The following is a 25,335-nucleotide window of genomic DNA, read 5'->3' as shown; positions in this document are numbered from 1 at the left end:
CGCCTGATTTTAGTAATGGTAGTAGTGATCGTAATCGTAGTATGATCGTAGTCAAATTCATCTCTCTACTATTATACTACGATTATTACCTCCACTATCAAACTATGGAAGCACTACTAAGCGCTCCGTCCGTTCTTCACCATCCGTCGCGAGGCGGAGATAGTAGACACCTGCGGCAATGCCATTCAGATCAACCTGATTACGACCACCCAAAAGGCGGGGGTAAGTGCGCAGGAAGCGGCCCGTTGCGTCATACAGATCAGCAGAAAGGCCACCGGGGAAACTGCCCGTTGCTTCTACCGTTAACTGCCCGCGAACGGGGTTAGGATAAATGTTCAGCACTCGTCCCTGACCAAAATTCTGCACGCCGACGGGCCGGATCCGGAAAGTCCGCACAGCACTGACAGCCGGGCTACAATCATTATTCGTCAACACCCGCCAGTAGATGACCTGACCTACGGGTACATCTGCTACGGTAATGTTGGAGGCACCACGGGTGTCTTCGAAGTCGATGGTGGAGAAGTCTTCATTAACGGAGTACTGAACGGTGTAATTGGTGGCTCCGGTAACGGCATCCCAATCCAGACGAATAGTACCTTCCATCAGTTCGGCACCGTCTTCAGGACTGACCAGCACCGCTGGCAGGCCATCAGGATTAACGGTCAGCGGGATGATGATGTCCCGCTCTGAGCTATCTTCAGCAACGACGGTAAAGGTCAGATCATAATTTCCGGGGGTCAATGCTGCCCACCCCGTGAAATCAACCGTTAACAGTCGCTGACCACCATCGTAAGACGAAGTAAAATTGTCCAGTTGAGTATTACTGGTACTTACCCGAACCGCTACGGCATCCGTGAAGCTGGTTCCCAGGCTAAAGTCAATGGAAGCCTCATCAGATGGGCAAACGACCAGGCTTTCCGTGTTTGTAAAGACGGAGAAGTCGCGCACAACGCCGCCCTGCCCACAAAAAGTAATATCGAAGGTTACCACGGCGCCGCCGTCTCCTCCGGCCAGATCATTGACCGTTAGTATCCACTCTCCGGCAGAACTTTCACTGGCGAAGGCGGCAAAGGATTCGGCGGGCTGGTAAATACCCGAAACGGCAATGTCTCCTTCATCACAAGTATTCACAAAATCTGCTGCCGTCAGGGTAGCGTCATCCGAGAAGACAACGGAAATATTATCAAAGCCACAGTTACCATCAAACGGAGAATTGAAGAGTTGAATGCTTGCTCCATCAGGCGACGTAAGCGTGGCTTCAAGATCACCAACAAAAGTGTGGGCAATATCCAGGCGAACCTCCATATCTTCAATCGGAATTTCAGACCCAACCATGAGGGGTACGGTAATTGTCGGCATGCCCGCCCCCGTAATCTCGGCGGGCAGGTTAGCAGAACTCTCCGCCGCACAGGTCTGGTCAAGGGTGGTGAAGCTATACTCAGCCCACTCTCCCGGTCCGCACGCACCGTTGCTCCGAATACGCCAGTAGTAGGTAGTATTGCCATCGAGCGGCAGGTCCGGAGAAGCACTCGTGCCCATCAGGCCAGCACCAGAATCTGTAATCACGGAAAAGTCGTCGGTAGTAGACAGTTCAACGTCGTAGGAGGTAGCACCGGCAACGTCTGACCACTGAAAGGCTGTTGTTGGCTTAATGCCAACACCACCATCAACGGGGAGAATAGCCGCAGGAGCTGAAGCAGCCGCCTCATTGAAAAGCTCCAGAAAGAAAGTAATGTCGTCAGAAGTGTTTCCAGAGCCCGCAGTAACGGTGATGGTATAATCACCCTCCGCTATTGAAACATTTCCAGGAACAGTTACGGTAACCGCTTCTCCTCCTGCAGCAGTAGAAGTTGAAAGAACAGGAGTAATGCCTGCCGTTTGATCTGTAATGCTAAGAGCCGTTCCTGCCGGGAAACCACTACCCAGCGTAAAGGTCATTTCTGTATCGGTCGCTCCACAGCCAGATACGCAATTAGCGGCCGCCACCAGTGTTAGCGGTAAATCAGCCGAATCAAATCCGTCAACAGAAACCACACCGGTTCCACAAGGATCGAGCCAGTCCATCAAGCGGGTTTCAGGAGTGCCGCCGCCGGTCCAGCTGACGTGGAAGTAGCCGTAGACATCGTATGAATCGTTCGTACAGCTCGCTTGCCCTCCAAATAGCTGACCACGGACGCGCTTGAAGCGGTCAAAAATTGGAGAGCCAGAAGAGCCTCCTTCGGTTGTTCCGATTGACCAGGACGGGACCTCAAGTAAGCTTCCATCGACATCGGGCGTACCTCCGCCGTTGTTAGTCCGGTAAGTTTGGTTGAAGCTAAAGGAGATGCGTTTCTCATCTACGCCTGGATGATGAATACAAATAACGGTGTCCTGGGGAACGGGCGCTTCGTTAGACCAACCAGCGTAGAAAGCGTTAGCTGCAGGATTTACGGCTTCTTCCAGCATGGTGATCGTCATATCCGAAGCCGGATTACTGGCCAGGTGAACCGTTCCACTATTAAAGATGGCACGTGAACCGCCACCGTTTCCACCGCTGGCGGTACTGTTTACCGGCCGGCACTCACTACTTTGAAAATTCCAGTAGGCTACTAATGACTGGTCTGAACCGGCCGTAACATTACAGTGATTTGCCGTCATAAACAGCGGCGCTCCGTCGTTATTTGTATTGTTCACCAGGAAACCTGTACACTGGTCCACTCCCCCAAGCGTGTAGGCTGCCACACTCCGGATAATATCACGATAGGGATCGACAATAGCCCAGCCATCGTCTTCTCCGCAGATTACATCAAGGTTACAGGAGCCGGAGAGAGACTTGGTCACGTCCTGAAAATCGTGATTAACGGATGTCAGATAAAGCTGCACCAGACCTTTGCTTTTGGTCGGCACCCGAAGCTCCACCATTACCTCATCGCTCTCGAGAATCGGCGTCCACAGTTGGTTATGGTCGGCGTTATCAGCAGGGGTGAAGGGTCCGATTTTTTCTTCGGTACTCAACAGGTAAAGCTCTGCACCTGCGGGCAGGTTGTACTCGCTGAAACCAAAATTGAGGGTATGCGCTCCGGGGCTGTTGACGCGATGGCGCCAGATGGAGGTGGGGCCTTCCGTTGTCCAGGCGCCGGCGTTAGCCGGGCGGATCTGGACCGGGATCGTGACGGCAAAAGTGTTGGCCCGGCCAGGACGGCGTTCGGCCAGTTCGGCCGCCAGCAAAGAGGCATTGTCTTGTGCAGGCATAGTGCTTACCGGCACCTTTTCCAGTTCTCCGGGGGAAAGATCGTATTGTGCTGTGGCAACAAAAGAAAGGCAGATTGCCAGAGACAATCCGAACAGCTTGATAATTGTTTTCATTCCAGTTCTGTGTTTTAATCTCAACTAGTACTCTGCAAGGTAAGAAAGGGGGCGTGGATTTATGAATTGATAAAGGCAGGACGTCCGGTAGCCGTCATTCTCTCAAACGGGAATATGGCGGCGCAGCACGCAGGTGCAGCGTGAATGGATAAAGAGCAATGGAACCCCTGTGACTCTTGACTTTAAATATTTTCCGAACACCTTTGCGAGATTCTACCTAAAGCCTTACCTTTGCGCTCCTTTACAAACCTTCTGGTCCGGCTTTGCCGCCCCATCAAAAAATAAAGTACCGTGAAAAGAACGTACCAACCCTCCAAGCGTAAGCGTGTAAACAAGCATGGTTTTCGTAGCCGCATGAGCACGAAGAACGGTCGTAAGCTGCTCGCTCGTCGTCGTGCCAAAGGCCGCCACAAGCTGACCGTAAGCGACTCTACGTACAAGAAATAAATAGCCTGCCGGATTTGATCCGGAAGGTTGTTTAAAGGAAATTCAAGCCCTTCTCCGATTCGTCGGGGGAGGGCTTTTCCTTTGTTGGAGGAGAACCATTGGAGCCCTGAAGAGGAGCCCATCGCGCACGCGCCATCAAATCATCAACCAGCCCCGGAGGTGCTATACCAACCACCATTTACGTCCAGCCTTTCCCGTAAAACATCCTCTTTTTCAAACCCGTTCGTAATTCGCCCGCACCAGCATAAAGCTTCCATAAGCCAACAAGCCTGTTCCTGTAGCGGCCAGCAACATCGCTCCTGAAGACCCCTTTTCCAAAAAAGAGAGCGCCTCTCCAATGCCTTTAAACTGGCTGGCATCAGACATCGTCCCCGCCCGAAACAAAAAATATGCGATGACACCATAGACCACTGCCCGGGCCATCAAGCCTATCCTGCCTGCATTCTGAATAACCTTTCTTTTTCCTTCATTCAAGTGTTCCATTCCCACATCCTCCATGTGCTTATCTTTCAAAGCACGAAAAAGCTGATACAGTCCTACGCCGGCTACGATTACTCCGATAGCAGACACTGCGAGCTGTCCCCACGACTGAGCTAACAGCAGGCCAATCATGTCTTCCTTCGCTCCCTTTCCTCCGCGACCGGTAAACAGCCGCTCAAACGCGTAAAAGCTTAATGCCCCATAAGCTGTACCACTTACGGCCCACCCTAATCGTTTAATCAGGCCGCTACCCTCATGACCTTCGCTTTTGGTGTCAGCAATGGCCATATACCATCGCCAGCAACAATAGGCCAATAATCCAATGGCAATCACCCCCATAAAGAGCTTACCGAAAGGATTTTCGCCTACCCAGTTAATTACCGTTTTGGGGCCATTTGAGCTTCTGGACGAGCCGATGACCGTAGCAACCGCAAATCCGCCCATCAGCAGATAAACAACACCTTTAGTCAGATAGCCTGCGGTAAATAGTCGGTTCCTGGCTTTAGCGGATAGTTTCACGGTTATCGGTTTTTAAAATAAAGCGCAATGCCCTTTGCCTTAGTTCGCAAATGGTAAAACTCACCCTGCCCTTGCCAAACCCTGTAACATGTTTGATTTCCGAAACATTAACGGGTAAATACACCCCCCATGCACTGGCTCTCACTCTGGATATGCTGCCTTCTCTCCTTCGGCCTGACGGCCCAGGACTTCAGCGCAACGACCATCGTCTGCCAGGAAGGACCATTTACACTTACCAGTCCGCTCACTGACGGGCAAACTTATGTCTACCAATGGGAACGATCTTTTGACGGCGGCAGCAGCTGGTCTTCAACGGGATCAGACAGCCCGGGCCTGCTGATCAACAACCCCACTCCCGGCATCCGGTACCGGATGCTTTACGCTGCTGACGCTACCTGCCTGGCCGATGCTGCCTGCCGGCAGATGACGGCAGCCACGGAGCTCTCCGTGCAGATCCCAATGTTCTCCCAGGGCCTTACCCGCTGCCAGGGCGATACCGTAGTTGTGGGTAATGAGCGTCTTTTCACCGGTGGGAACCACCGGACCGTAATTCGTACCCCAGACGGCTGCGACAGCATTGTCGAGACCTTCCTGCAACTACTACCAGCTTACGACGACCTCTTCTTCGTCGACCTTTGCCCGGGAGAAAACTTCCGCGGCCGGATGATTACGAGCGACACCCTAATCACCGAGACCTTCACCGCCAGCTCTGGCTGCGACAGTATTGCCCGCTACGAAATCAACGTCGCCTTCAGTGGTGTAGAAGAGATCGAAGGACCAGATCGCATCTGCGAAGGAGAAACCCCTGACCTTCGCATCAGCGGTCAGTTTTCCCGCTACGCCTGGAGTACGGGAGATGATGGCCTGTCGGCAACGACGAACGGTGCGGGAATCTACGGATTGACCCTGACCGACTTCAGTGGTTGTCAGCTGGAACTGAGCCACGAGCTAAACGTAACGACATTGGTGGTGGACAGCCTGATTACCACCTCTCCGGCCTGCCCCGGAGGCAGCTCTGGCGCCCTTCGCCTGTCCGTTTCCGGAGATACCGATCTGATGTACTCCAGGAACGGCGGAGACGACTTCCAGCTCGATCCGAATTTCACCGGTCTCAGCGCCGGCGACTACGACATCGTTGTGGAAAGCTCCGATGGTTGCCAGACGACGGCAACAACAACCATTGTGGATGCCCCGGCCATTAACCTTACCACTGGCCTACCCGAAGAGATGACCATTGAAAGGGGCGACAGCCTGGCTTTTCTGTTGGAGACTGATTTTACGGTCGACCGCTGGGAATGGAACGGCAGCCGGTTTCTGAGCTGCAATGATTGCCCGGCACCGGTCGCCTTCCCGCTGATCGATACGGAGTTTCGGGTATCCGCCATTGCTCCGGGTGGGTGCTCGGTGACCGACACCGTTTTGGTGCGGGTGAAAGACAGCCGACGGATGTACGCCCCAACCGCCTTCAGCCCGAACGGCGACGATCAAAATGACTTTTGGAGAATATTCCCCGGCCCCCGGGCCGAAGCCGTCAGTGCGTTGACCATTGCCGATCGATGGGGTGGCATACGCTTCCAGCAGGCAGAAGCCGAGCTTCCCCCGGCGGAAGCCCGCTGGGACGGTACGGACCAGGGCCAGCCCATGCCTCCCGGCGTCTACGTCTACTCTGCCATCGTCCACTTTTCTGACGGTAAGCAACTGCCCATTCGCGGGCAAATAACCTTAATGCGATAACCATCCCTCAATAACCCAACCATGCGCTTTTTACTTATACTTTGCACCTGCGGCCTCGCCCTCCAACTTTCCGCTCAGGAACTGACCCGGAGCGTAGTGGGCAGTTCGGGCACCTACCTCTCCGCCATTAATGCCGGCAACATTCACTTCACGGTCGGTGAAATTTCCATTGACCGGACCGAAAACGGAATCGTACTGGAACGCGGTTTCCACCATGGTCTTTACGAACTCATTGCTACCTCCATCTGGACCGCCCCGGAGATCCGGCTCGATGTCCGTGTTTTCCCCAACCCGACGGCCGACGACGTCACGCTGACCGGAGACTGGTTAACGGACGATCGCCTGGTGGTTCACGATCTGCTGGGCCGCCCCATTCTGGAGCGTGAGCTGCCTTTGGAAAGATTGTCTCTGTCGCTGCAAAATTATCCTGCGGGCACCTATGTCTTCACGCTCGTCCGTCAGGGACGGCCACTGAAAAGCCTGCGGGTAATCCGTCGGTAACCAGTTTTTTTCGCGCAGCCACTCGTCGCGGGCACTGCCAATGTATTCAGGCGCGACCGCGGGTGCAATGTATGTTTTCTGAAGCAGAGCCAAGGCCCTGCCCAGCTCCCCTTGTGCATCATCACAACCTAAAAAACAAACCTTTTCCACAACAGATATAACATGAAACGCTTTCTACTTCTCTTCGCCTTTGCCATATCTACCGTGGCCCTGCTTGCGCAGGCCCCCAGCGGTTTCAAATTTCAGGCCGTCGCTCGTGACGTGGACAACAATCCCATGGCTACCGAGAACATTGCCGTGCGGGTAAGCCTGCTCAGAGGCGGCCCCTCCGGCGCCGTGTCCTACAGCGAGCGCCATGAAGTAACCACGACTGACCTGGGCGTTTTCGACCTCCACATTGGCAATGGGGTATCTCTTTCCGGAGACATGACGACCATTGACTGGGGCGCTGACAACTACTACCTCAAAGTCGACATCGACCCTGACGGTGGCACCAGCTACATTAACCTCGGTGCCAGCCAATTGCTGTCCGTCCCCTACGCCATGTATGCTAACGCTGCCGGCTCCGGCGGCGGTGGCGGAGACCCGACGGACGAGTTACAGAACCTGATCTATGACCCCACAAGTCAGACACTGACCCTGACGGATGGCAACTCAGTAACGCTGCAAGTCGGCGGTGGCGGTATGCCGCAAACCCTGGCCTTCGACGAAAGCACAAGAATGCTGACCATCAGCGACGGCAACGCCATTATGATTCCCGGCGGAACCACTGGCCCGCAGGGAGAAACCGGTGCGCCCGGACCACGGGGAGAACAAGGACCACAAGGGGACGTCGGCCCCGAAGGCCCGCAGGGAGAACAAGGCCCTAAAGGCGACACCGGAGATACCGGCCCGGCCGGCGAACAAGGACCGGCGGGTCAGGACGGCACCGGTATTACCATCCGCGGAAGCGTCGCTGCCGTCACCGACCTGCCAGCAGCGGGCAACACGCCCGGTGATTTATACCTCGTCGAAGCAGACGGAGACGCCTACGCCTGGGATGGCATGGTATGGAACAACGTTGGCTCCATTCAGGGACCGCAGGGAGAACAAGGACCACAGGGAGAAACCGGTGCGCCCGGACCACAGGGAGAACAAGGACCACAAGGGGAAATCGGCCCCGAAGGGCCGCAAGGCGAGCAAGGCCCTAAAGGCGACACCGGAGATACCGGCCCGGCCGGCGAACAAGGACCGGCGGGTCAGGACGGCACCGGTATTACCATCCGCGGAAGCGTCGCTGCCGTCACCGACCTGCCAGCAGCGGGCAACACGCCCGGTGATTTATACCTCGTGGAAGCAGACGGAGACGCCTACGCCTGGGATGGCATGTTATGGAACAACGTTGGCTCCATTCAGGGACCGCAGGGAGAACAAGGCCCACAGGGAGAAACCGGTGATGCCGGGCCCGCAGGAGAACAAGGACCGCAAGGCGAGCAAGGTCCCAAAGGAGACACCGGTGATGCCGGGCCCGCAGGGGAACAAGGACCGCAAGGCGAGCAAGGTCCCAAAGGAGACACCGGTGATGCCGGGCCCGCAGGGGAACAAGGACCGCAAGGTGAGCAAGGTCCCAAAGGAGATACCGGTGATGCCGGACCCGCAGGGGAACAAGGACCGCAGGGAGAGCAAGGCCCCAAAGGAGATACCGGTGATGCTGGCCCGGAAGGGCTTCCCGGACCGGCAGGAGCAGATGGTACAAGTATAACTCTTCGCGGTAGTGTCAACTCGACTGGTGGGCTTCCGGTAAGCGGCAACCAGCCTGGAGACCTATACCTGGTTGGAATCCAGTCAATTGTTTATGCCTGGGACGGTACAACATGGAATAACCTGGGCTCCCTGCGTGGGCCCAGAGGTGAGCAAGGCGAGGCTGGTCCACAGGGCGAGCAAGGGCCTGCGGGAGAGGACGGCGCCATAGAATTGCCCTACTACGAAGAAGTCAACCTGGCAAATGAAGCAGCCTTCCACGTACAAAACGACGCCTTCGTCAGTCGCTACGCCATCGCAGGGTCCGTTGGTGTTAATGCTGAAGATTTGCCACCGAATAGTGCTGGGGTAATTGGCCTTGGCAATGCTGCACACGGTGTGTTGGGTCATGCCGAAAACGGCTTTTCATCCGGGGTTTACGGTGTTTCCGCCTCAGAAGAAGGCTACGGTGTAAGTGGTTACGGCATCGGTGGCGGTATCGGTGGTTATTTCTACACCACCTCCTTCGGGAAAGCGGCTTTATCCACAGGTGTTGGCCGGGTTGGTTTTGGCACGGAGACCCCTTTTGATAAAGTCGAGATCGTTGACAACACCAAAACTCGCCTTACCCTCAACGGAGAAGAGAGTGAGGGCATTAGCAGTCTTGCCTTCAAGCAATTTCAGGGTATTGACAGCTACCAGGGCTGGTTATGGGAATCTGACATCAGCGATGTGTCCAATCCAAAAATCAGTCTCTACGACTACGATTACCTGGTTGGCACCCCTGACAATGAAAACAAAAAAGAGCTCTACAGCTTGCGCCGGGAACCTCCATTTTTCGGCCTTCCTCTTTACACCCATCGCTGGACCGGATCTGCTGAAATGGACGGATTTGTTTCCATTGAAGGACGAACTGGCAGGAACGCTGTACTAGAGTTTTTCCCGTCCGCCGTTGACAACATTGCTAAAACAATGCGTATGAACACTTCGTACGATGAGACAGCACTCCGGACCCGCTTTGAGCTATCAAACTGGGAATATGACACTACCTCCTTCATCAACCTACTGGATAACGACGTATTGTATACCGCTGATCGCTTTGATGGTGGATTCAACCTGCACACGTTCACTGGCCGGGTAAAACTCAATGGCAACGATCAGGAATTCAAACAGGGAGCCAGTCTCGACTTTGACATTAAGACCTCCAATGCCGATCATTTCATCGGCCTGGAGTCCGGGAAGACCTCTACGGGAGATGCTACGTTCAGCTTCGGTGAAACTCTGATTGCTGATAATGGTGGAGGGGCATCGGCCAATCCACTCTATCAGGTTACCTCAAATCCCCTATTCTCTCCTCGTGGCCTTGGCGGAGCGCACTGGCTCTACGGTCACGTACAGACCAACAGTCTGGAGTTAAAGGATGGTGCTTTTAGTACATTCTCCAACGATACTAACACCAAATTATACATTAACCCAGCGCCAGGCACTGATGTTTCCGGCCTTCACATCGATGCTGACAACGACGATAAAGCAGCCATTGAAGTCCACAACTCCGATGGCCCGGCCATCGAGACGCTGGGGGAAATCACGGTATTGGCGAATAGCACCGTCGCCCGCCCGCACCTGAAGTTGGAGGAAGAAGGTAATGATTACGCCCGCCTGGAGTTGACGAACAACGCCGCCGCCGGTGCGCTGTGGCACGTAGCTGGTCTGCCCAGCCAAACCCCCGCCAGCGCCCGCCTGAACTTTTACTTCCGTAACGCTAATGGCGCTGCTGACCGTATGACGATCACCGGCGACGGAGAGGTAGGCATTAACGGTACGCCAACGGCCAGACTTCATGTACATCAGCGTAGCCAAACCGTTGGTACCGGGTTACGGTTCACTGACGGGACCGCTAACGCCGACTGGGATGTCACCCACGGTTTTGGTCTTCGCTTCCACTATGGAGGCGCGCTGCGAGGCGTCATTAGTGCTACTACCGGGGCTTATATTCAGGGGTCTGACAAGAGCCTGAAGGCAGACATTAATGTTCTTTCTCCTGTACTAAGCAAGGTTAATCAGATAGCCGTGAAAACCTATCACTACAAAACCGACGAAAGCCGGGAGATTACCATTGGTGTGATCGCTCAGGAAGCTCAGGAGCTCTTCCCGGAACTCGTCTCTTACTCCAAAGCAGATAAGCTCTACGGTGTTAACTACGCTGGCTTTAGCATGGTGGCCATCAAAGCCATCCAGGAACAGCAGGCCGAAATTGACGGGCAGCAAACAGAGATTGACGCCCTGAAAGCAAAGAACGACGCGCTGGAAGCCCGGCTGGCAAGGCTGGAGGCACTGCTAATTGCTCCCGAAGAAAAGTAATTCCACGTAAAAAGGTGTCTTAACGGGTGTCTCCTTCCGGAGGCACCCTTTTTTATTCTGTAGGGTGTAACGGACTACAAAGCGGAAGCATAAAAGAACACAACATCCCAATTTCAGTATCATGAAACGATTACTCTTTTCCCTCTGTGCGTTTTTCCTGGCGGCCGGCCTCTTCGCTCAGGCGCCTTCCGGCTTCAAATTTCAGGCCGTTGCCCGCGACGTGGACAACAACGCCATGGCCACCGAAAACATCGCCGTGCGCGTCAGCTTACTCAAAGGCGGCCCTTCCGGCTCCGTTTCCTACAGCGAGCGCCATGAAGTAACTACCACCGACCTGGGTGTATTTGACCTGCACATCGGCAACGGTGTTAGTCTCTCCGGAGATATGTCCACCATCGATTGGGGAGCAGACAACTACTACCTCAAGGTGGACATGGACCCCAACGGCGGCACGAGCTACGTTAACCTCGGCGCCAGTCAGCTACTATCCGTTCCCTACGCTATGTATGCCACCTCTGCAGGCTCTGGCGGTGGCGGCGGAGACCCTACCGACGAACTCCAAAACCTGATCTATGACCCCAGCAGCCAGACACTAACCTTGACGGATGGTAACTCCGTTACCCTGCAAGTCGGTAGTGGAGGAGGTACGGACGACCAGACCATCTCCCTGTCCGGCACCACACTAAGTATTGAGGGCGGCAATGCCGTAGACCTCTCCGCACTACAGGACGGCGTGAATGACGCCGACGCCGACCCTACCAACGAGATTCAGAACCTGAGCTTCAACCCGGCCACCAACGAACTGAGCATTGACGGAGGGAATACCATCACCATTCCAAGCGGCGGCACCGACGCGGACGCAGACCCCATGAATGAAATTCAGACCATTACCATTTCCGGAGACCAGCTCTCCCTCAGTAACGGCGGCGGCACGGTTACCATCCCCTCTGGCGGCGGTGGCAATACGGATGAGCAGACCCTGAGCTTCAACCCGGCCACCAACGAACTGACGATTACCGGCGGCAATACCGTCACCATCCCAACGGGCGGCACTGATGCCGACGCAGACCCCACGAACGAAATTCAGGATATCAGTTTCAACCCCGCTACGAACGAACTGAGCATCACCAACGGATCAACGATCACCATACCTACCGGAGGAGCTGACGCCGATGCGGACCCAATGAACGAGTTACAAACGATCAGCAAAGCCGGTAACATCGTCACCCTTTCTGACGGCGGCGGAACCTTCACCGATGAAACGGAGGACGCCGACGCAGACCCAGCAAACGAAATTCAGGATATCAGTTTCAACCCCGCTACGAACGAACTGAGCATCACCAACGGATCAACGATCACCATCCCTACCGGAGGAGCTGATGCCGATGCGGACCCAATGAACGAGTTACAAACGATCAGCAAAGCTGGTGACATCGTCACCCTTTCTAACGGCGGCGGAACCTTCACCGATGAAACGGAGGACGCCGACGCAGACCCCACGAATGAGATTCAGACCATCAGCAAAGCCGGGGACGTGGTCACGCTTTCTAACGGCGGCGGAACCTTTACCGATGAGAAGGAAGATGCGGATGCGGACCCGACTAATGAGATTCAGATGCTGAGCCTTAGCGGCACCACTCTGAGCCTAAGTGACGGAGGCGGATCCGTTAACCTACCCGCTGGCGGGAGTAGCTTTGAGCTTCCTTATTACGGAGGGGTAAGTCATTCCGGAGGGGCTTTCCACGCACACAACAACACGACCGGCGGCTCTTACGGCGTAGTGGGCACCACCGGAACGGATGGTTCTACGATCCCCGCTAACCGGGCGGGGGTACTGGGTTATTCTACTGAGGCACATGGTGTATATGGTCGCTCAGAAAACAGTTTTTACGCCGGCGTGCAGGGAGTATCCAATTCTGCAACGGGCGTTGGTGTACAGGGCTACGGCTTTGGCGGCGGTGTGGGCGGCCATTTTTATACAACTACCACTGGGGTAGCTGCTCTGACGACTGGCCGGGGCAACGTAGGTATCGGCATTGATGAGCCGGACGAAAAGATGCACGTTGGTGGCAACCTGTTCGTACAAACGAACCTCGGCAACCTTCAGCTGGGCTTCCCGAACGATGGTGCCCGTTGGGCGCTGAGTACTATAGGTAGCGGAGCAACTTTACAGTTTCGATCAAAGCTTAGTGGTGCAACATCCTACTCCACTCGCTTCCGGATGATGCAGGACGGGGAGTTTCAGTTAGGAACTTCCACCGATCCTTCTGCCTGGATGCACATCAGAGCGAACAGCTCCATTACCAAACCGCAACTAAAACTGGAAGAAAGTGGTAACGACTACGCCCGCCTCGAATTAACCAATGATGCGGCCGGTGGCGCCTACTGGCACCTCGCGGGCCTGCCCTCCGCCACAACGTCCAGCGCCCGGCTGAACTTTTACTTCCGCAACGCCAGCGGCGCAGCAGATCGGATGACAATCACCGGCGACGGAGAGGTAGGCATTAATGGTTCTCCAACCGCCCGGCTGGAACTATTCCAGCGAAGCCAGACAGTGGGTTCCGGCCTACGTTTTGACGACGGCACCGCCAATAGCGACTGGGACGTAACGCATGGGTTTGGCCTGCGTTTCCACTATGGTGGCTCCCTGCGTGGGTTGATCAATGCTAACACTGGGGCCTACACCCAATCCTCTGATGCCCGCCTGAAAACGGCCGTTGCCGCCATCACACCAGTCATGGACAAACTGCGTAGCCTGAGCGTAAAGACTTACCAGTATAAATCAGCCGAGAAGCCAGAAACGACCATAGGCTTGCTGGCACAGGAAGCGAAAGACCTCTTCCCTGAGCTGGTCTCCTACTCCGAAGCCGACCAGCTATATGGTATTAATTACGCCGGCTTCAGCATGGTGGCCATCAAGGCCATTCAGGAGCAGCAGCAAGTAATTGATGAGCAGGAAACAGAGATCAATGACCTGAAGGCACGTTTGGCCCGCCTCGAGGCGCTGCTATTACCACAGGCTGACAGAGAATAATCTATAATCCCCTCTGAAGCATTTTTCTAAGCAACGTGTTGCGCCCGCTGGTTTTGGCCAGCGGGCGCTTTTTAATTGGAGGCTACGAAAAAATATTCTGGCGCTCACCGCAGGTGCAAAGGGAGGGTATAAGCGCAAGGGGAGATGCCTCTCCCGCTGCTCTTCAAAACCCTTCCCTGCACCTGCGGTGAGCGCCCCCTCTCTTTTTACTTCAGGCGGTATTCCTGCCAGACCAGCAGCACGCAAATCACCCCGTAGCCGAGTAAGCCCAGCAACAGATTGTCCAGCCCCAGGCGCAGCCCGTAGCTAAACGCCACTGGCGCCACTGCCGAGGCCAGCACCACCAGCAGGCGAACGGTGCTCTTGATGCTACCCAGGAAACGCGGCCCGTAACGCTCCGCCCACAGCGCCGGCCAAACGACTGATTCAATGCCCGCCGTAATGCCCGTTAGCGCGAAGAACAGGGGGATCGACCACTTGCCGTCTATCGCCCACAAACAGAACAGTCCCATCAGTACCGGAAAGTAAACAAAGCGCAGTAGCCGGGCCGGGCCGAAGCCATCGGAGATGCTGCCGGCTGACAGCAGGCAAATCACTTTGCTCAGCCCGTAGGTGCTCAGGCCCAGCGCCATCCAGGCAGCCGTATAGGTCCGCTGCCCGGCGATGACGGACTGGTTAAACACCAGCCCCGTAAACACAAAGGGGATAAAAATGAAAACCGGAATCAGGATCTGAAAGCGGCGATCTTTGAGCACTTGTCCGCGGGTCCAGGAAACAGCTGTTTCTCGCTCCGGGTCAGCGGCGGCTTGCTCCGCCGCCACGGTATCCGCCCGCTGAAAGTTGTCGTGCCGCCGGATAAGCAACCACACCGCAGGGATAAACACCAGCGAAATTACCCCTGCCGCAATCAGCCACACCATACCGTAGCCTTGCCGCTCCAGCAGGTACACCACCCCGGAGGGCAGCAGAACTTCCGCCACCGAAATGCCGATAATGGACGCGGAAAGCGCCTTGCCCCGCCCTTCTTCAAAGTAACGCCCGATGGTGGTTGACCCAATCAGGGTCAATACTCCCTGCCCGCCCAGTCGGACAACAAAAAGCGCCGCTGCCAACAAGTAAATGTTGCGCGTGAACCCGAGGATCAGGCAGCCAGCCACCACCAGTAAGGCCGTAGCCGTACTGACGTAGCGAACGCGCAGCCGGTCCACCTGCGTACCGATGAAGGGCAGGCTGAAAGCCGCCAGCAGTGTTGCCCCGGAGTAGAGGGCGGCGAAAGTGCCGTCCTCCCAATTCATCCGTTCGCTCATACTGGCGACGAAGAGGCTGATGAAGAAGGTTTGCCCAACGGCACTGAAGAAATAGTGCAGAAAACCAAAGCCGAGGTAGCGGGGGTGCTGGCGGAGGAGAGAAAGCATCGTCATAGCCAGCCTAACAAACGAACGGGCGAGAAGTCTGCCGAAAGGTTAATTTTTCTTAACATTGTCACGTTAGCGGAAGGGCCGCCGTATAAGAAGTACACAAAAACGACACGCATGAGACTTTCTTTACTCCTCGCCTTTCTCTTCCCCCTCTGCTTAGCGGGGCAATGCTATGGTTCGTTTGAGGTTTTTAGCGGCGGGGGCATCTCTGGTACTTCACAAGAATTAACGTCAGAAGCTTTTTCCTCCGGGCCAGTCTCCGTGTTCCGGTTTGGCTTCGGGGCCAGTTTCCTGGTCGGGCATCGCCTGCTGTTGCGCACGGGTTTGCAGTTTAACCAATATGGCGAAACCGCTACGCTGCATACGCAAGCCCTCCTCTGGGGCACTCAGCACGATGGAGACGGAGGGTTTAATGGTGATATTACCTCCGGGGAGGACTTTGGGGAAATCAAGACCGACATCCGCCACTTATACGCCGAGGGGATGCTCGCCCTTCGCTATGAGTTTGAGACTTACAGCCCATGGCGACCCTTCGTGGAAGGTGGCTTCATACTGGGAAAATACGGGTCTACCCTGAGCCGGGATAAATCCGGCACAGAGCCGTCCACCACCCGTAAGGTGGACGACTTCCGTTCGCTCTCCCCCATTGGTCGCTTTGGAGTTGGTGTTAATTACAATTTCAACGAGCACGTCGGTGTTTACGGCCAGCCTGTATTACAGTGTCACTTGACATCCATTAATGATCGGGACTTGTGGCGGATGCAGCCCTGGCAGTTGACGATGGAGTTGGGGGTGCGGGTGTTTATGGACCCACGATAGTTTTGCACCGCCGACTGGCCGCCGAAGGCAGCCGCGAAGCGCACTCGGCAGTGCAACTTGCAACTTTCCGTCACCCTTTAGCATTTTCGCCTCATGCTTACCAGAGAATTCATCAAGACCCGGCTGGCGGAAGTAGCGGCTGAGCGCGGGGTAACCGTCCGCTACGCCAACGAGAGTGGCAGCCGTGCCTGGGGCATGGCCAGCACGGACAGCGACTACGACGTCCGCTTTATCTATCAACACCCCAAAGAGTGGTATCTGCGGCTGGACCGCCCGAAGGACATGATTGGCCCCATCATGGAGCTCGATGGTGAGCTGGACCTCGTGGGCTGGGACCTGCGTAAAGTCATGAGCCACATTGCCGGCAGCAACGCCGGCGTGATCGAATGGCTCCACTCCCCCGTAGTTTACTTCGAGGACACGGACTTCTTATGCCGGCTTCGGGAATTAGCGGCAACCTATCTCCAGCCCAATAAAGTAGCCGCCCACTACCTAGGTATCGCCCGTAGTGCAAAAATTGCCGGATACGATGAGGCCGCTGGCGACTGGAACCTGAAGAAATATTGCTATTACCTCCGGCCAGTGCTGGCGGCGGAGTTCGTGCTTACTGAAGAGAAAAACCCTCCGGTATTACTATCAGACCTGCTGGTGCGAATGCCTCAGGCTGATATCCGCCGGGAAGTTGAAACGCTCATCGCGATGAAGGAAACCGTGGGTGAAGGTCATCGGACGGTGATCCCGCCAGCGCTGGACCATCATTTTTCCGGGTTGAAGGCAATACTGGACGAGAAGCTCGCTTCCGGCTCAAGAGTTACCACCGACCGGGCAGCGGCCGATACGCTGTTTCGGGAATTGATTGGATATTGATGCAATAGTAACTTTACCTTCCTCTCTCTACCTGAGCTAAACAAAAGGCGCTTAGCGTGTTTCTGGTCCCCTCCCCCGTGTGGAGGGTTAGGGAGGGGTTAAAAGAAAGAATTCATGCAAACCCCTAATCTCCTGCTCAACTGTCGCTCCGGCTCCCACGCCTATGGTCTGGCAACGGAGACCTCCGACGAAGACTTCCGCGGCGTATTCTACGCCAGCCGGGAACAGCTCTACGCGGGTACTGCGCCGGAGCAGCTGGCTGATGCGACCAACGACCGGGTTTACTACGAACTAGGGCGGTTTCTGGAATTGCTGACAAAGGCCAACCCTACTGCACTGGAACTGCTGGCCAGCCCGCCGGAGGCCGTACTGTTCCGGCATCCGGTAATGGATCAACTTCGGGTGGAAGACTTCCTCACGAAGGCCTGCAAAAACACCTTCGCCGGTTACGCAACCACTCAGATCAGGAAGGCCCGGGGACTGAATAAAAAAGTCCATAACCCCATGCCGGAGGAGCGGAAGACCGTCGCGCAGTTCTGTTACGTGATTTCGGAAGGCAAAAGTCTCCGGCTACAGAAATGGCTCGAAGTGAAGGGGATTCCGGAGGAGGAGCTCGCCCTCGCCCGGGTGGATCACACGCAGGGTATTCACGCCATATATCGTGACGCTTCCCGCAGCTGGGGACGGGGCGTGAGCAGTGGCCCAAAGGCCAACGACGTTCACCTGAGCAACGTGCCAAAGGGCGAGAAATGCCTGGCTTATTTATCCTTCAACCACGACAGTTACTCCGTCTATTGCCGCAAGCATCGGGAATACTGGCAGTGGGTGGCAGAACGGAATGATGTCCGTTATCAATCCACCCTCAACCACGGTCAGGGCTACGACGCCAAGAATATGATGCACACTCTCCGGCTACTCGACATGGCCATCGAAATCTTTCGGGATGGCGAGTTGCGGGTACTTCGGCCCGACCGTGATTTTTTGCTGGACGTGAAGGCGGGAAAATTCTCCCTGGAAGAAGTGCTGCAGATGGCGGAGGAGCGGCTGGCGCTGCTGGAAGGGTTTGCCGCGACAAGTTCACTGCCGGAAAGGGTTGACCCGGAGTGGGTTAGTGGACTGCTGGTGGGGATGCGGGAGGAATTACTGGCAGCCTCAGCCCAGTAGTCGCGGCTTCAGCCGCTGACTAGCAAGCGAAGCGCAACAGTAACAAAGTCACTTTTAAATAAAACACAATTTGTATAAACAAGCATTTCACCCTACTTTCGGTGTTCACCTACCAAACACCACATGCCCGACAACCTAACTACCTTCTATACTTCCAACCTCCCCCACCTTACGCCCATCGGAGGAACCTTCTTCGTTACCTTTCGAGTAAAGGACACCCTACCCGCCACCATGATGAAGGGGATGCGTTTACAATTCCTTAAAGAAGTGACCGCCATTAAGCGACGGGAATTACCCCGGCAGGTACGGGAACTCGAAATAGCCAAAGCCCGCTACCGCTTTTTCCGGAATTTTGATCACCGGCTCGATCGAGCTGCCTGTTCCGATACGCCGCTCGCCGATCCTGAAGTCGCCAAAATTCTGACGGACAAGCTGCATGAACTTGATGGTGAGCTCTATGACCTGATCGCGTATTGTATCATGCCTAACCACGTTCATTTATTGATCAGTCTGGCAAATCAGACGGTGGATGAGGAACAGTTTTACCTCAGCGACAAGGAACTGTCCCTCACCTATCGCCCGCTACACGAAGTAATGCGCCGGATTAAGGGTAGTTCTTCACGGCTCATCAATCAGTATTTAGGTCGTACCGGAACCGCTTTCTGGCAAAAGGATTCCTACGACCACTTCGTACGGAATGCCAGGAGTTTTGAGAATATCTGGTGGTATATTCTCAATAATCCGGTGAAGGCGGGGTTGGTGGCGGAGGTTAGGGATTTTGCGCATACGTATTGGCGCGTTGCTTGCTAGTCAGCGGCTGAAGCCGCGACTACAGTCCCAGACAATAGCAAATCCCCCTCCACACCTCATGGAAGAGACGTGAAGGGGGGGAGAATGTGCTTTGGCGCTGCGCTTGCCAATCGGCGGCTGAAGCCGTGGCTACAGCTTCCCGAACAGAGACAAATCAGCCGCATCCACCTCCTTGCGGAAGGCGGCGAAATCTCCTGAGAGGAAGGATTCGATTTTAGCGATAAAGTCTTTGGCTCCCGCCTGGTATTGCTCCAGGGCAACCTCCGCCATCTGAGTGGGTTTGCCTTCCACCTGACCGATGTAGCGGCTGGCGGAGAACATCTTGGCCCGCAAGTTGGTCGGGTTGCGCTGGATGCCCTTAAGGCCTTCCTTCTCCACGAAGATCTCTTCAATTTCAGCGATGGATTTCAGAATACCCTTGGCATCCTTCCCGAGGCTGTCTTTCACCATTTTGGGGGCATCTTTCAGCAAGCCCTGGATGCGCTTGACGGCCTTGCCGGCCTGCTGGAGATCGTTCCAGGCGGTGGTCAGGTGAGCCGTGGTGGTGTCGAGCTGAGCCCGTAGCGCTTCCTGTGCGTCGAGGGCGTTCGGGATGGCTTTCTCGCGGGGATCAGCGTGAACGGTGACCATCGTCTTGTCGGTGGTATTGCCGTAGGTCATGATGACTTCGTAGACGCCGGGAGCGACACTTGCGCCGCTGGGTGTATCCGCATCCGGCCGCGGTGCACGGCGGCTGGGGAAGGACATTCCGTCACGACGCATGTTCCAGCTCGTGCGGTTCATGCCCCAGCGGGGCGTGGTTCTGTAGGTGCGGATGGTGTCACCGGACTGCACGTCAACGACCTGGATTTTCACCTTGCCCTTAGGCTTGGATTCCGGGTTGGGGTCAGTGGCGGGGTCCTGAACCTTCACGTCTCCGTAGTAAAGCATTTTGGCAGCGGGGTCCATTGCTTTTTTACCTTTTTTTGCACCTGCGTCAGCGCCCCCTTTCTCCTTTTCACCTTTCTCCTTTTCACCTTTACCCCCTTTCTCTGCTCCTGGCAGTACCCAGTAGGTTAGCATCGCTCCTCTGCGGCGGTCCTGCCCCTGAAATTGCCCCTGTGCGTAGAAGCGGGTCCCCTGGTAAGAGCGCGTGCTCCACTGGTAGGCATCCGGAGCTGGGAATAGGGCGAAACTGTCGCGCAACATCGCTGTACCTTTAGAGGCAATTGCCCTTAGCGGACGGATGTCATCCAGAATCCAGACTGCCCGCCCGAAGGTACCGATGATGAGGTCATGCTCGCGGGGGTGGATCTTCATGTCCCGCGTAGAAACGCCGGGATAGGTCTTGTTGTAGTGCGTCCAACTGCTTCCCTTATCGAAGCTGATGAACAGCCCCTGATCGGTACCAAGGAAGAGTAATTTGGGCTCCACCGGGTCTTGCACGATGGAGAGGGCGTGGCCCTTCACCTTGTTCTCATTCACAACTTTGGTGAAGGTCTTACCGAAGTTGTCCGTATGGAACACCATTGGCCGGGTATCGCCGCGGCGGAAGTCGTTGACCACCACCCAGGCTTCCGCCTCATTATGGGTACTGGCCTCAACATAGGGGATCCAGCTTCCGGCCTTCATGCCGGCTGCCTGAAGGTTACCGGTCAGGTCATTCCAGCTCTCGCCATCGTCGGGGCTAAAGTGGAGTTTACCATCATCAGAACTCACCCAGAGCCCCTGCTGGCTGCCTCCGCTCTTATGGTTCGGCACGATGGCGAGCAAGGTGGTGAAGTTCTCTGCCTGAGTAGCATCGATGGTAAGGCCACCCGAGATCATCGAGCGTTGTTTCGTGGTGTCGTTCGTCGTCAGATCGGGGCTGATGATTTCCCAATGATCTCCACAATCCGTTGACTTGTGTACGAACTGGCTACCGACGTAGAGCGTGCAGTCATCTTGTGGCCCCTGGGCAATGGGTGCGTTCCAGTTGAAGCGCAGGAAGGTACCGTCGGGGTGAAGCGGTTTGATGGATTTGGTCTTGCCCGTCGTCCGGTTTACGCGGCCGAAGGAGCCGCCCTGGCTGGCGGCGTAGACAGTGTTGGCGTCTCCGGGTTTGAAGATCAGATCAAAGCCATCGCCAAAGTAAACCTCCTGCCAGTCGGACTCGGTGATACCACCGGATTTGAGTCCCTGGCTGGGGCCCACCCACGAGCCATTGTCTTGCATACCGCCGCCCACATTATAGGGGAAGCTCATGTCGTAGTTGATGTGGTAGAGCTGGGCCAGTGGCAGGTTGGCGGCGAAGCGCCAGGTCTCGCCCGCATCGTGGCTGATGTTCAGGCCGCCGTCGTTGCCGTCGATCAGGTATTCGGGGTCTTCGGGGTCGATCCAGAAAGCGTGATGATCAGGGTGAACACTATTGCCATAGTCCGCAATTTCGCGGAAAGTGCGGCCGCCGTCTTCTGATTTCGCGACGTAGGTATAGACGTTATAGAGTCGGTTTTCGTTCTTCGGGTCGACGTAGATTTCGGCGTAGTAGAAGGGCCGGTTGCCGATCTCTTTGTCCTGCACGAGCTTCCAGCTCGCGCCGCCGTCGGTAGATTTGTAGAGACCGTTTTTCTTGGCTTCCACCAGCGCGTAGACGATGTTGGGTTTACTAGCCGCGATGGCCAGTCCGATGCGGCCGAGGTTTCCCTTGGGCAGTCCGTCTTTAGCCGTGCGGCGCTCCCAGCTGTCACCGCCATCGTGGGTGATCCAGATGCCGGAGCCGGAGCCGCCGGAGTTGAAGTAATCGGGGTCACGGTCGAAGGTCCAGGTAGCGGCGATGAGTTTTTCCGGGTTACTGGGGTCCATCACCATTTCGGCGATACCGGTGCCGTCGTTGACGTAGAGAATTTTCTTCCAGGTTTCGCCGCCGTCGGTGGTTTTATACACCCCGCGTTCCTGATTCGGGAACCACATGTTTCCCATGGCGCCGACATAGCAGACCTTGGGGTTGGTTGGGTGCGGAATCACGCGGTGGATGTGGCGGGTGGCTTCCAGGCCCATGTGGCGCCAGGTTTTTCCACCATCGAGGCTTTTGTAAATACCGCCGCCGTAGTTGGCGGAGTTCCGGGGGTTACCCTCACCGGTGCCAACCCAGACGATGCTCGGGTTAGCGTCGGAGACGGCCACCGCGCCGATGCCGAGGTACTGCTGCTTATCAAAAATGGGCTCGAAGCTGATCCCTTTATTCTTACTCATCCAGACGCCACCGGAGGCGGTGCCGACGTAGATATGGTCCTTATCGGTGGGATTTACGTCGATGGCCGTTACCCGGCCAGACATGCCGGAAGGGCCGATGTTGCGGGGGGCCAGGGCGTCCCAGTGCTTCAGGTCAACCTGGGCGCTGACGCAGGTGCAGAGGATGGTAAAAAGAGCAAGGAGGGTAAACTTGGTTAGTCTCATGAATGGTATGGTTGGGCTTTGAGGTGGAAATATACGGCAGTAGATAAGAAAGGGGCCGTGATAGGTATCCCCAAAATGCACTAATGAAGGGATTAAGCTCACCCTAACTCCTTAAAAAATATGCAGCAGGTAACATTCTGGCTGTGCCACTCTGCCCGTTCTTTGCTGAGTCTGCAATTGAAGTAGATGAGCCTACCCTCTCAGCAATACATTTGGAGATATACGCGGGCTCATGCACAAGCATCCGTGTTATTCGAACGGCTAAAACCAATTTTTTCTACGCTTAGCACTTAACAGTCCTGGCACCCCGGAGTCAGACTAATTTTTTCAAGTCATCGGTTACAAGACAGCTTTCTTTTCTTTAAAAATTATCTACCCAAAGCACTACCTTTAGCAAGTTCAAACACAGCAGGCATGCATTTCCTCCGCACCCCGGACGACCGCTTTAAAAACCTGAGCAATTATAATTTTGCACCAAACTACGTTGATGTCAGTCACGGTTTACGGATGCACTATCTGGATGTGAACCCCGGAGCCGATCAACTCATCGTTTGCCTCCACGGTGAACCCTCGTGGAGCTACTTATACCGAAAGATGATTCCACTTCTGGTCGCAGAGGGCTACCGTGTTATTGCACCTGATCTCATTGGCTTTGGCAAATCAGACAAACCCGTTGCCGAAAGCGATTACACCTACCAACGCCACGTAGACTGGGTGCGGGAGTTGCTTTTCGATCATTTGAATCTACGCAACATCAACCTCTTCATTCAGGATTGGGGCGGCCTCATCGGTCTTCGCCTGCTGGCCGAGCATACCGATCGTTTTAAGCGGATAGCTGCAGCTAATACTTTTATGCCTACCGGCGATCAAAACCTCGGCCAAGGCTTCGAGCAATGGAAAGCAATGACCGCAACCATGAATCCTTTCCCGGTAGGGAGCCTGTTGCAAGTCGGCACCGTCTCCCAACTCTCTATTCAGGAAATGGCAGCCTATGATGCCCCCTTCCCCGACGAAACCTATAAAGCTGGCGTACGCGTTTTCCCTAGCCTTGTGCCCAGTAGACCAAATGACCCGGCTACACCCGCCAACCGGGCTGCCTGGGCAAAATTGCGAGAGCTGCAGCTTCCCCTTCTGACCCTATTCTCCGATTCTGACCCCATTACTATTGGTGTCGAGAAGTACTTTCAGAAATCCATTCCCGGAGCCAGGGGCCAGCCACATCTCATCCTGAAGGGCGGTGGGCATTTTTTGCAGGAAGACTGTGCCAGGGAGATAGTTGCCGCTCTAATACCATTTTTTGGGGGCCGGTAATACCGCTCATCTGTAGCACAGCTTGTCTTACTCCCCCTGCACCTTCCAATATTGCAGGGCTCCAAAAATGCCCTCCCCATGACGAAGGCAAGCCCTCGGCCTGCTTACCTTTGCACACCAGCAATCTGCCGCCTGAGACAGCTCCAAAGAGCGGCAGCCTACTAATTGACTACCTGACTGATTGACTCTTTGACTATGCTCTCCCGTCCCCGCCGCAACCGACAGTCCGCCGCCATCCGCGCTCAGATTCGTGAAACCGAGCTTACGCCCGGTCATCTCGTACAGCCTATCTTCCTGATGCCCGAACCCGATGCCCGCCTGCCGATCAAAAGCCTGCCAGGCACCTTCCGACTGGGTATCGATCAGGTCGTGAAAGAAGTCGCTGAATGCCGCCAGCTCGGTATTTACAGCTTCATCATGTTCCCCGCCGTACCCGAGGAGCACAAGGATAAAACCGGAACCTACGCCACCAGCGAAGAGAACTTCTACCTGCACGCAGCCACCCGGCTAAAGGCAGAATTTCCGGACATCTGCCTGATTTCCGACGTGGCCCTGGACCCCTACAGCACTGATGGTCATGATGGCCTCGTCGTCAACGGTAAAATCGACAACGACCAAACGTTACCGCTCGTAGACGCCATGGCCGTCGCCCAGGCCCGCGCCGGTTTCGACGTCATCGGCCCCAGTGAAATGATGGACGGCCGCATCGAAAGCATCCGCCGCGCCCTCGACGCGGAAGGCTTTACGGACACCTCCATCATGAGTTATTGCGCCAAGTATGCCAGCGCCTTTTACGGCCCCTTCCGCGATGCACTGGACTCCGCCCCCCGCCAGCTGGAAGACGTACCCACCGACAAAAAGACCTACCAGATGGACCCGGCCAACCGCCGCGAAGCCCTCCGCGAAGCCGCCCTCGACGCCGCCGAAGGCGCCGATTACCTGATGGTGAAACCCGCCATCAACTACCTAGACATCATCCGGGAACTCACCGACGCGCACCACCTGCCCATCGCCGCTTACCATGTGTCCGGCGAATGTGCAATGTTGCTGGCCGCAGCGGAAAAAGGTTGGTTGGACTACCAATCTGCGGCCTCGGAAGCACTGCTCTCCATTCGTCGGGCGGGAGCGAGCGTGATCATTAGTTACTTCGCTAAGGATTTTGCGAGCTGGTATAGGTAGTAAACGATGAGCCATCTAGCTTTTTCAGGCATTATTCTGCCTATCTCATGTTATCCATGTAAAAAGCGAAAGCTATTGCTACCAACATTAATAGTAATAATACTGAGCCAAGGCTGATCACTGTAGAACGAAAAGAACTCTTTGGTTCTTTACGGGCGACGGTTAGCACTACTCCACATAAGGTTGCTAAAGCAGAAACTCGGGCTAAGCTGT

General features: G+C 55.5%; 15 protein-coding genes. 11 read left to right on the top strand and 4 right to left on the bottom strand.

Features of this window, described 5'->3' with window-relative positions:
* Positions 1-102 precede the first annotated feature (102 nt).
* On the bottom strand, positions 103-3,345 hold the full coding sequence (locus BM123_RS15380; protein WP_090170102.1) for a T9SS type A sorting domain-containing protein: 3,243 nt from the start codon (positions 3,343-3,345) through the stop codon (positions 103-105).
* 291 nt (positions 3,346-3,636) lie between these two features.
* Between BM123_RS15380 and rpmH the strand changes: the two genes are divergently transcribed.
* Positions 3,637-3,792 (top strand): 50S ribosomal protein L34, encoded by a 156-nt coding sequence (rpmH, locus tag BM123_RS15375; protein ID WP_090170100.1) that lies wholly within the window; start codon positions 3,637-3,639, stop codon positions 3,790-3,792.
* 213 nt (positions 3,793-4,005) lie between these two features.
* Here the strand turns inward: rpmH and BM123_RS15370 are convergent, their stop codons facing one another.
* Positions 4,006-4,791 (bottom strand): DUF1206 domain-containing protein, encoded by a 786-nt coding sequence (locus BM123_RS15370; RefSeq protein WP_139211906.1) that lies wholly within the window; start codon positions 4,789-4,791, stop codon positions 4,006-4,008.
* Positions 4,792-4,920: 129 nt separating this feature from the next.
* Between BM123_RS15370 and BM123_RS15365 the strand changes: the two genes are divergently transcribed.
* From BM123_RS15365 to BM123_RS15350, 4 genes are all read left to right on the top strand, one after another.
* Positions 4,921-6,525, top strand: a complete 1,605-nt coding sequence (locus tag BM123_RS15365; RefSeq protein WP_090170095.1) for a T9SS type B sorting domain-containing protein — start codon at positions 4,921-4,923, stop codon at positions 6,523-6,525.
* Between the two features lie 21 nt (positions 6,526-6,546).
* A complete protein-coding gene (locus BM123_RS15360; protein ID WP_090170093.1) occupies positions 6,547-7,026 on the top strand; it encodes a T9SS type A sorting domain-containing protein in 480 nt (159 codons plus the stop codon).
* Positions 7,027-7,188: 162 nt separating this feature from the next.
* A complete protein-coding gene (locus BM123_RS15355; RefSeq protein WP_090170090.1) occupies positions 7,189-11,106 on the top strand; it encodes a tail fiber domain-containing protein in 3,918 nt (1,305 codons plus the stop codon).
* Between the two features lie 121 nt (positions 11,107-11,227).
* Positions 11,228-14,140, top strand: coding sequence for a tail fiber domain-containing protein (locus tag BM123_RS15350; RefSeq protein ID WP_090170088.1), 2,913 nt, complete (start codon positions 11,228-11,230; stop codon positions 14,138-14,140).
* A 206-nt stretch (positions 14,141-14,346) separates the two neighbouring features.
* On the opposite strand, the gene BM123_RS15345 is transcribed toward BM123_RS15350, so the two are convergent.
* Positions 14,347-15,561: an MFS transporter gene (locus BM123_RS15345; RefSeq protein WP_090170087.1), complete on the bottom strand. Its 1,215-nt coding sequence runs from the start codon at positions 15,559-15,561 to the stop codon at positions 14,347-14,349.
* Between the two features lie 111 nt (positions 15,562-15,672).
* On the opposite strand from BM123_RS15345, the gene BM123_RS15340 reads away from it, so the two are divergent.
* The 4 genes from BM123_RS15340 to BM123_RS15325 all read left to right on the top strand — a co-directional run bounded on the left by BM123_RS15340 (position 15,673) and on the right by BM123_RS15325 (position 19,218).
* Positions 15,673-16,377 (top strand): hypothetical protein, encoded by a 705-nt coding sequence (locus BM123_RS15340; RefSeq protein WP_090170085.1) that lies wholly within the window; start codon positions 15,673-15,675, stop codon positions 16,375-16,377.
* Positions 16,378-16,470: 93 nt separating this feature from the next.
* On the top strand, positions 16,471-17,244 hold the full coding sequence (locus BM123_RS15335; protein ID WP_090170083.1) for a nucleotidyltransferase domain-containing protein: 774 nt from the start codon (positions 16,471-16,473) through the stop codon (positions 17,242-17,244).
* 114 nt (positions 17,245-17,358) lie between these two features.
* The gene (locus BM123_RS15330; protein WP_090170081.1) at positions 17,359-18,408 is read left to right on the top strand and encodes a DNA polymerase beta superfamily protein; all 1,050 of its coding nucleotides are present in this window, start codon (positions 17,359-17,361) and stop codon (positions 18,406-18,408) included.
* Between the two features lie 123 nt (positions 18,409-18,531).
* The gene (locus tag BM123_RS15325; RefSeq protein WP_090170079.1) at positions 18,532-19,218 is read left to right on the top strand and encodes a transposase; all 687 of its coding nucleotides are present in this window, start codon (positions 18,532-18,534) and stop codon (positions 19,216-19,218) included.
* Between the two features lie 129 nt (positions 19,219-19,347).
* Here BM123_RS15325 and BM123_RS15320 read toward each other — a convergent pair whose 3' ends face one another.
* Positions 19,348-22,632, bottom strand: a complete 3,285-nt coding sequence (locus BM123_RS15320; RefSeq protein WP_090170077.1) for a VPS10 domain-containing protein — start codon at positions 22,630-22,632, stop codon at positions 19,348-19,350.
* Positions 22,633-23,046: 414 nt separating this feature from the next.
* Between BM123_RS15320 and BM123_RS15315 the strand changes: the two genes are divergently transcribed.
* Together BM123_RS15315 and hemB are read left to right on the top strand one after the other, a co-directional pair.
* A complete protein-coding gene (locus tag BM123_RS15315; protein ID WP_090170075.1) occupies positions 23,047-23,943 on the top strand; it encodes a haloalkane dehalogenase in 897 nt (298 codons plus the stop codon).
* A 195-nt stretch (positions 23,944-24,138) separates the two neighbouring features.
* Positions 24,139-25,122, top strand: a complete 984-nt coding sequence (hemB, locus tag BM123_RS15310) for a porphobilinogen synthase (protein ID WP_090170073.1) — start codon at positions 24,139-24,141, stop codon at positions 25,120-25,122.
* Positions 25,123-25,335 lie beyond the last annotated feature (213 nt).

The organism is Neolewinella agarilytica (assembly GCF_900110645.1).
Lineage (GTDB): Bacteria > Bacteroidota > Bacteroidia > Chitinophagales > Saprospiraceae > Neolewinella > Neolewinella agarilytica.
Note: the sequence above shows the minus strand (reverse complement) of the source record. Positions and strands in the feature narration are given on the sequence as shown.

Excerpts from the sequence above, each read along its gene's own strand:
- BM123_RS15380 (WP_090170102.1), bottom strand. The coding sequence starts at position 3,345 with ATGAAAACAATTATCAAGCTGTTCGGATTGTCTCTGGCAATCTGCCTT.
- BM123_RS15365 (WP_090170095.1), top strand. The coding sequence starts at position 4,921 with ATGCACTGGCTCTCACTCTGGATATGCTGCCTTCTCTCCTTCGGCCTG.
- BM123_RS15360 (WP_090170093.1), top strand. The coding sequence starts at position 6,547 with ATGCGCTTTTTACTTATACTTTGCACCTGCGGCCTCGCCCTCCAACTT.
- BM123_RS15355 (WP_090170090.1), top strand. The coding sequence starts at position 7,189 with ATGAAACGCTTTCTACTTCTCTTCGCCTTTGCCATATCTACCGTGGCC.
- BM123_RS15350 (WP_090170088.1), top strand. The coding sequence starts at position 11,228 with ATGAAACGATTACTCTTTTCCCTCTGTGCGTTTTTCCTGGCGGCCGGC.
- BM123_RS15345 (WP_090170087.1), bottom strand. The coding sequence starts at position 15,561 with ATGACGATGCTTTCTCTCCTCCGCCAGCACCCCCGCTACCTCGGCTTT.
- BM123_RS15340 (WP_090170085.1), top strand. The coding sequence starts at position 15,673 with ATGAGACTTTCTTTACTCCTCGCCTTTCTCTTCCCCCTCTGCTTAGCG.
- BM123_RS15335 (WP_090170083.1), top strand. The coding sequence starts at position 16,471 with ATGCTTACCAGAGAATTCATCAAGACCCGGCTGGCGGAAGTAGCGGCT.
- BM123_RS15330 (WP_090170081.1), top strand. The coding sequence starts at position 17,359 with ATGCAAACCCCTAATCTCCTGCTCAACTGTCGCTCCGGCTCCCACGCC.
- BM123_RS15325 (WP_090170079.1), top strand. The coding sequence starts at position 18,532 with ATGCCCGACAACCTAACTACCTTCTATACTTCCAACCTCCCCCACCTT.
- BM123_RS15320 (WP_090170077.1), bottom strand. The coding sequence starts at position 22,632 with ATGAGACTAACCAAGTTTACCCTCCTTGCTCTTTTTACCATCCTCTGC.
- BM123_RS15315 (WP_090170075.1), top strand. The coding sequence starts at position 23,047 with ATGCATTTCCTCCGCACCCCGGACGACCGCTTTAAAAACCTGAGCAAT.
- hemB (WP_090170073.1), top strand. The coding sequence starts at position 24,139 with ATGCTCTCCCGTCCCCGCCGCAACCGACAGTCCGCCGCCATCCGCGCT.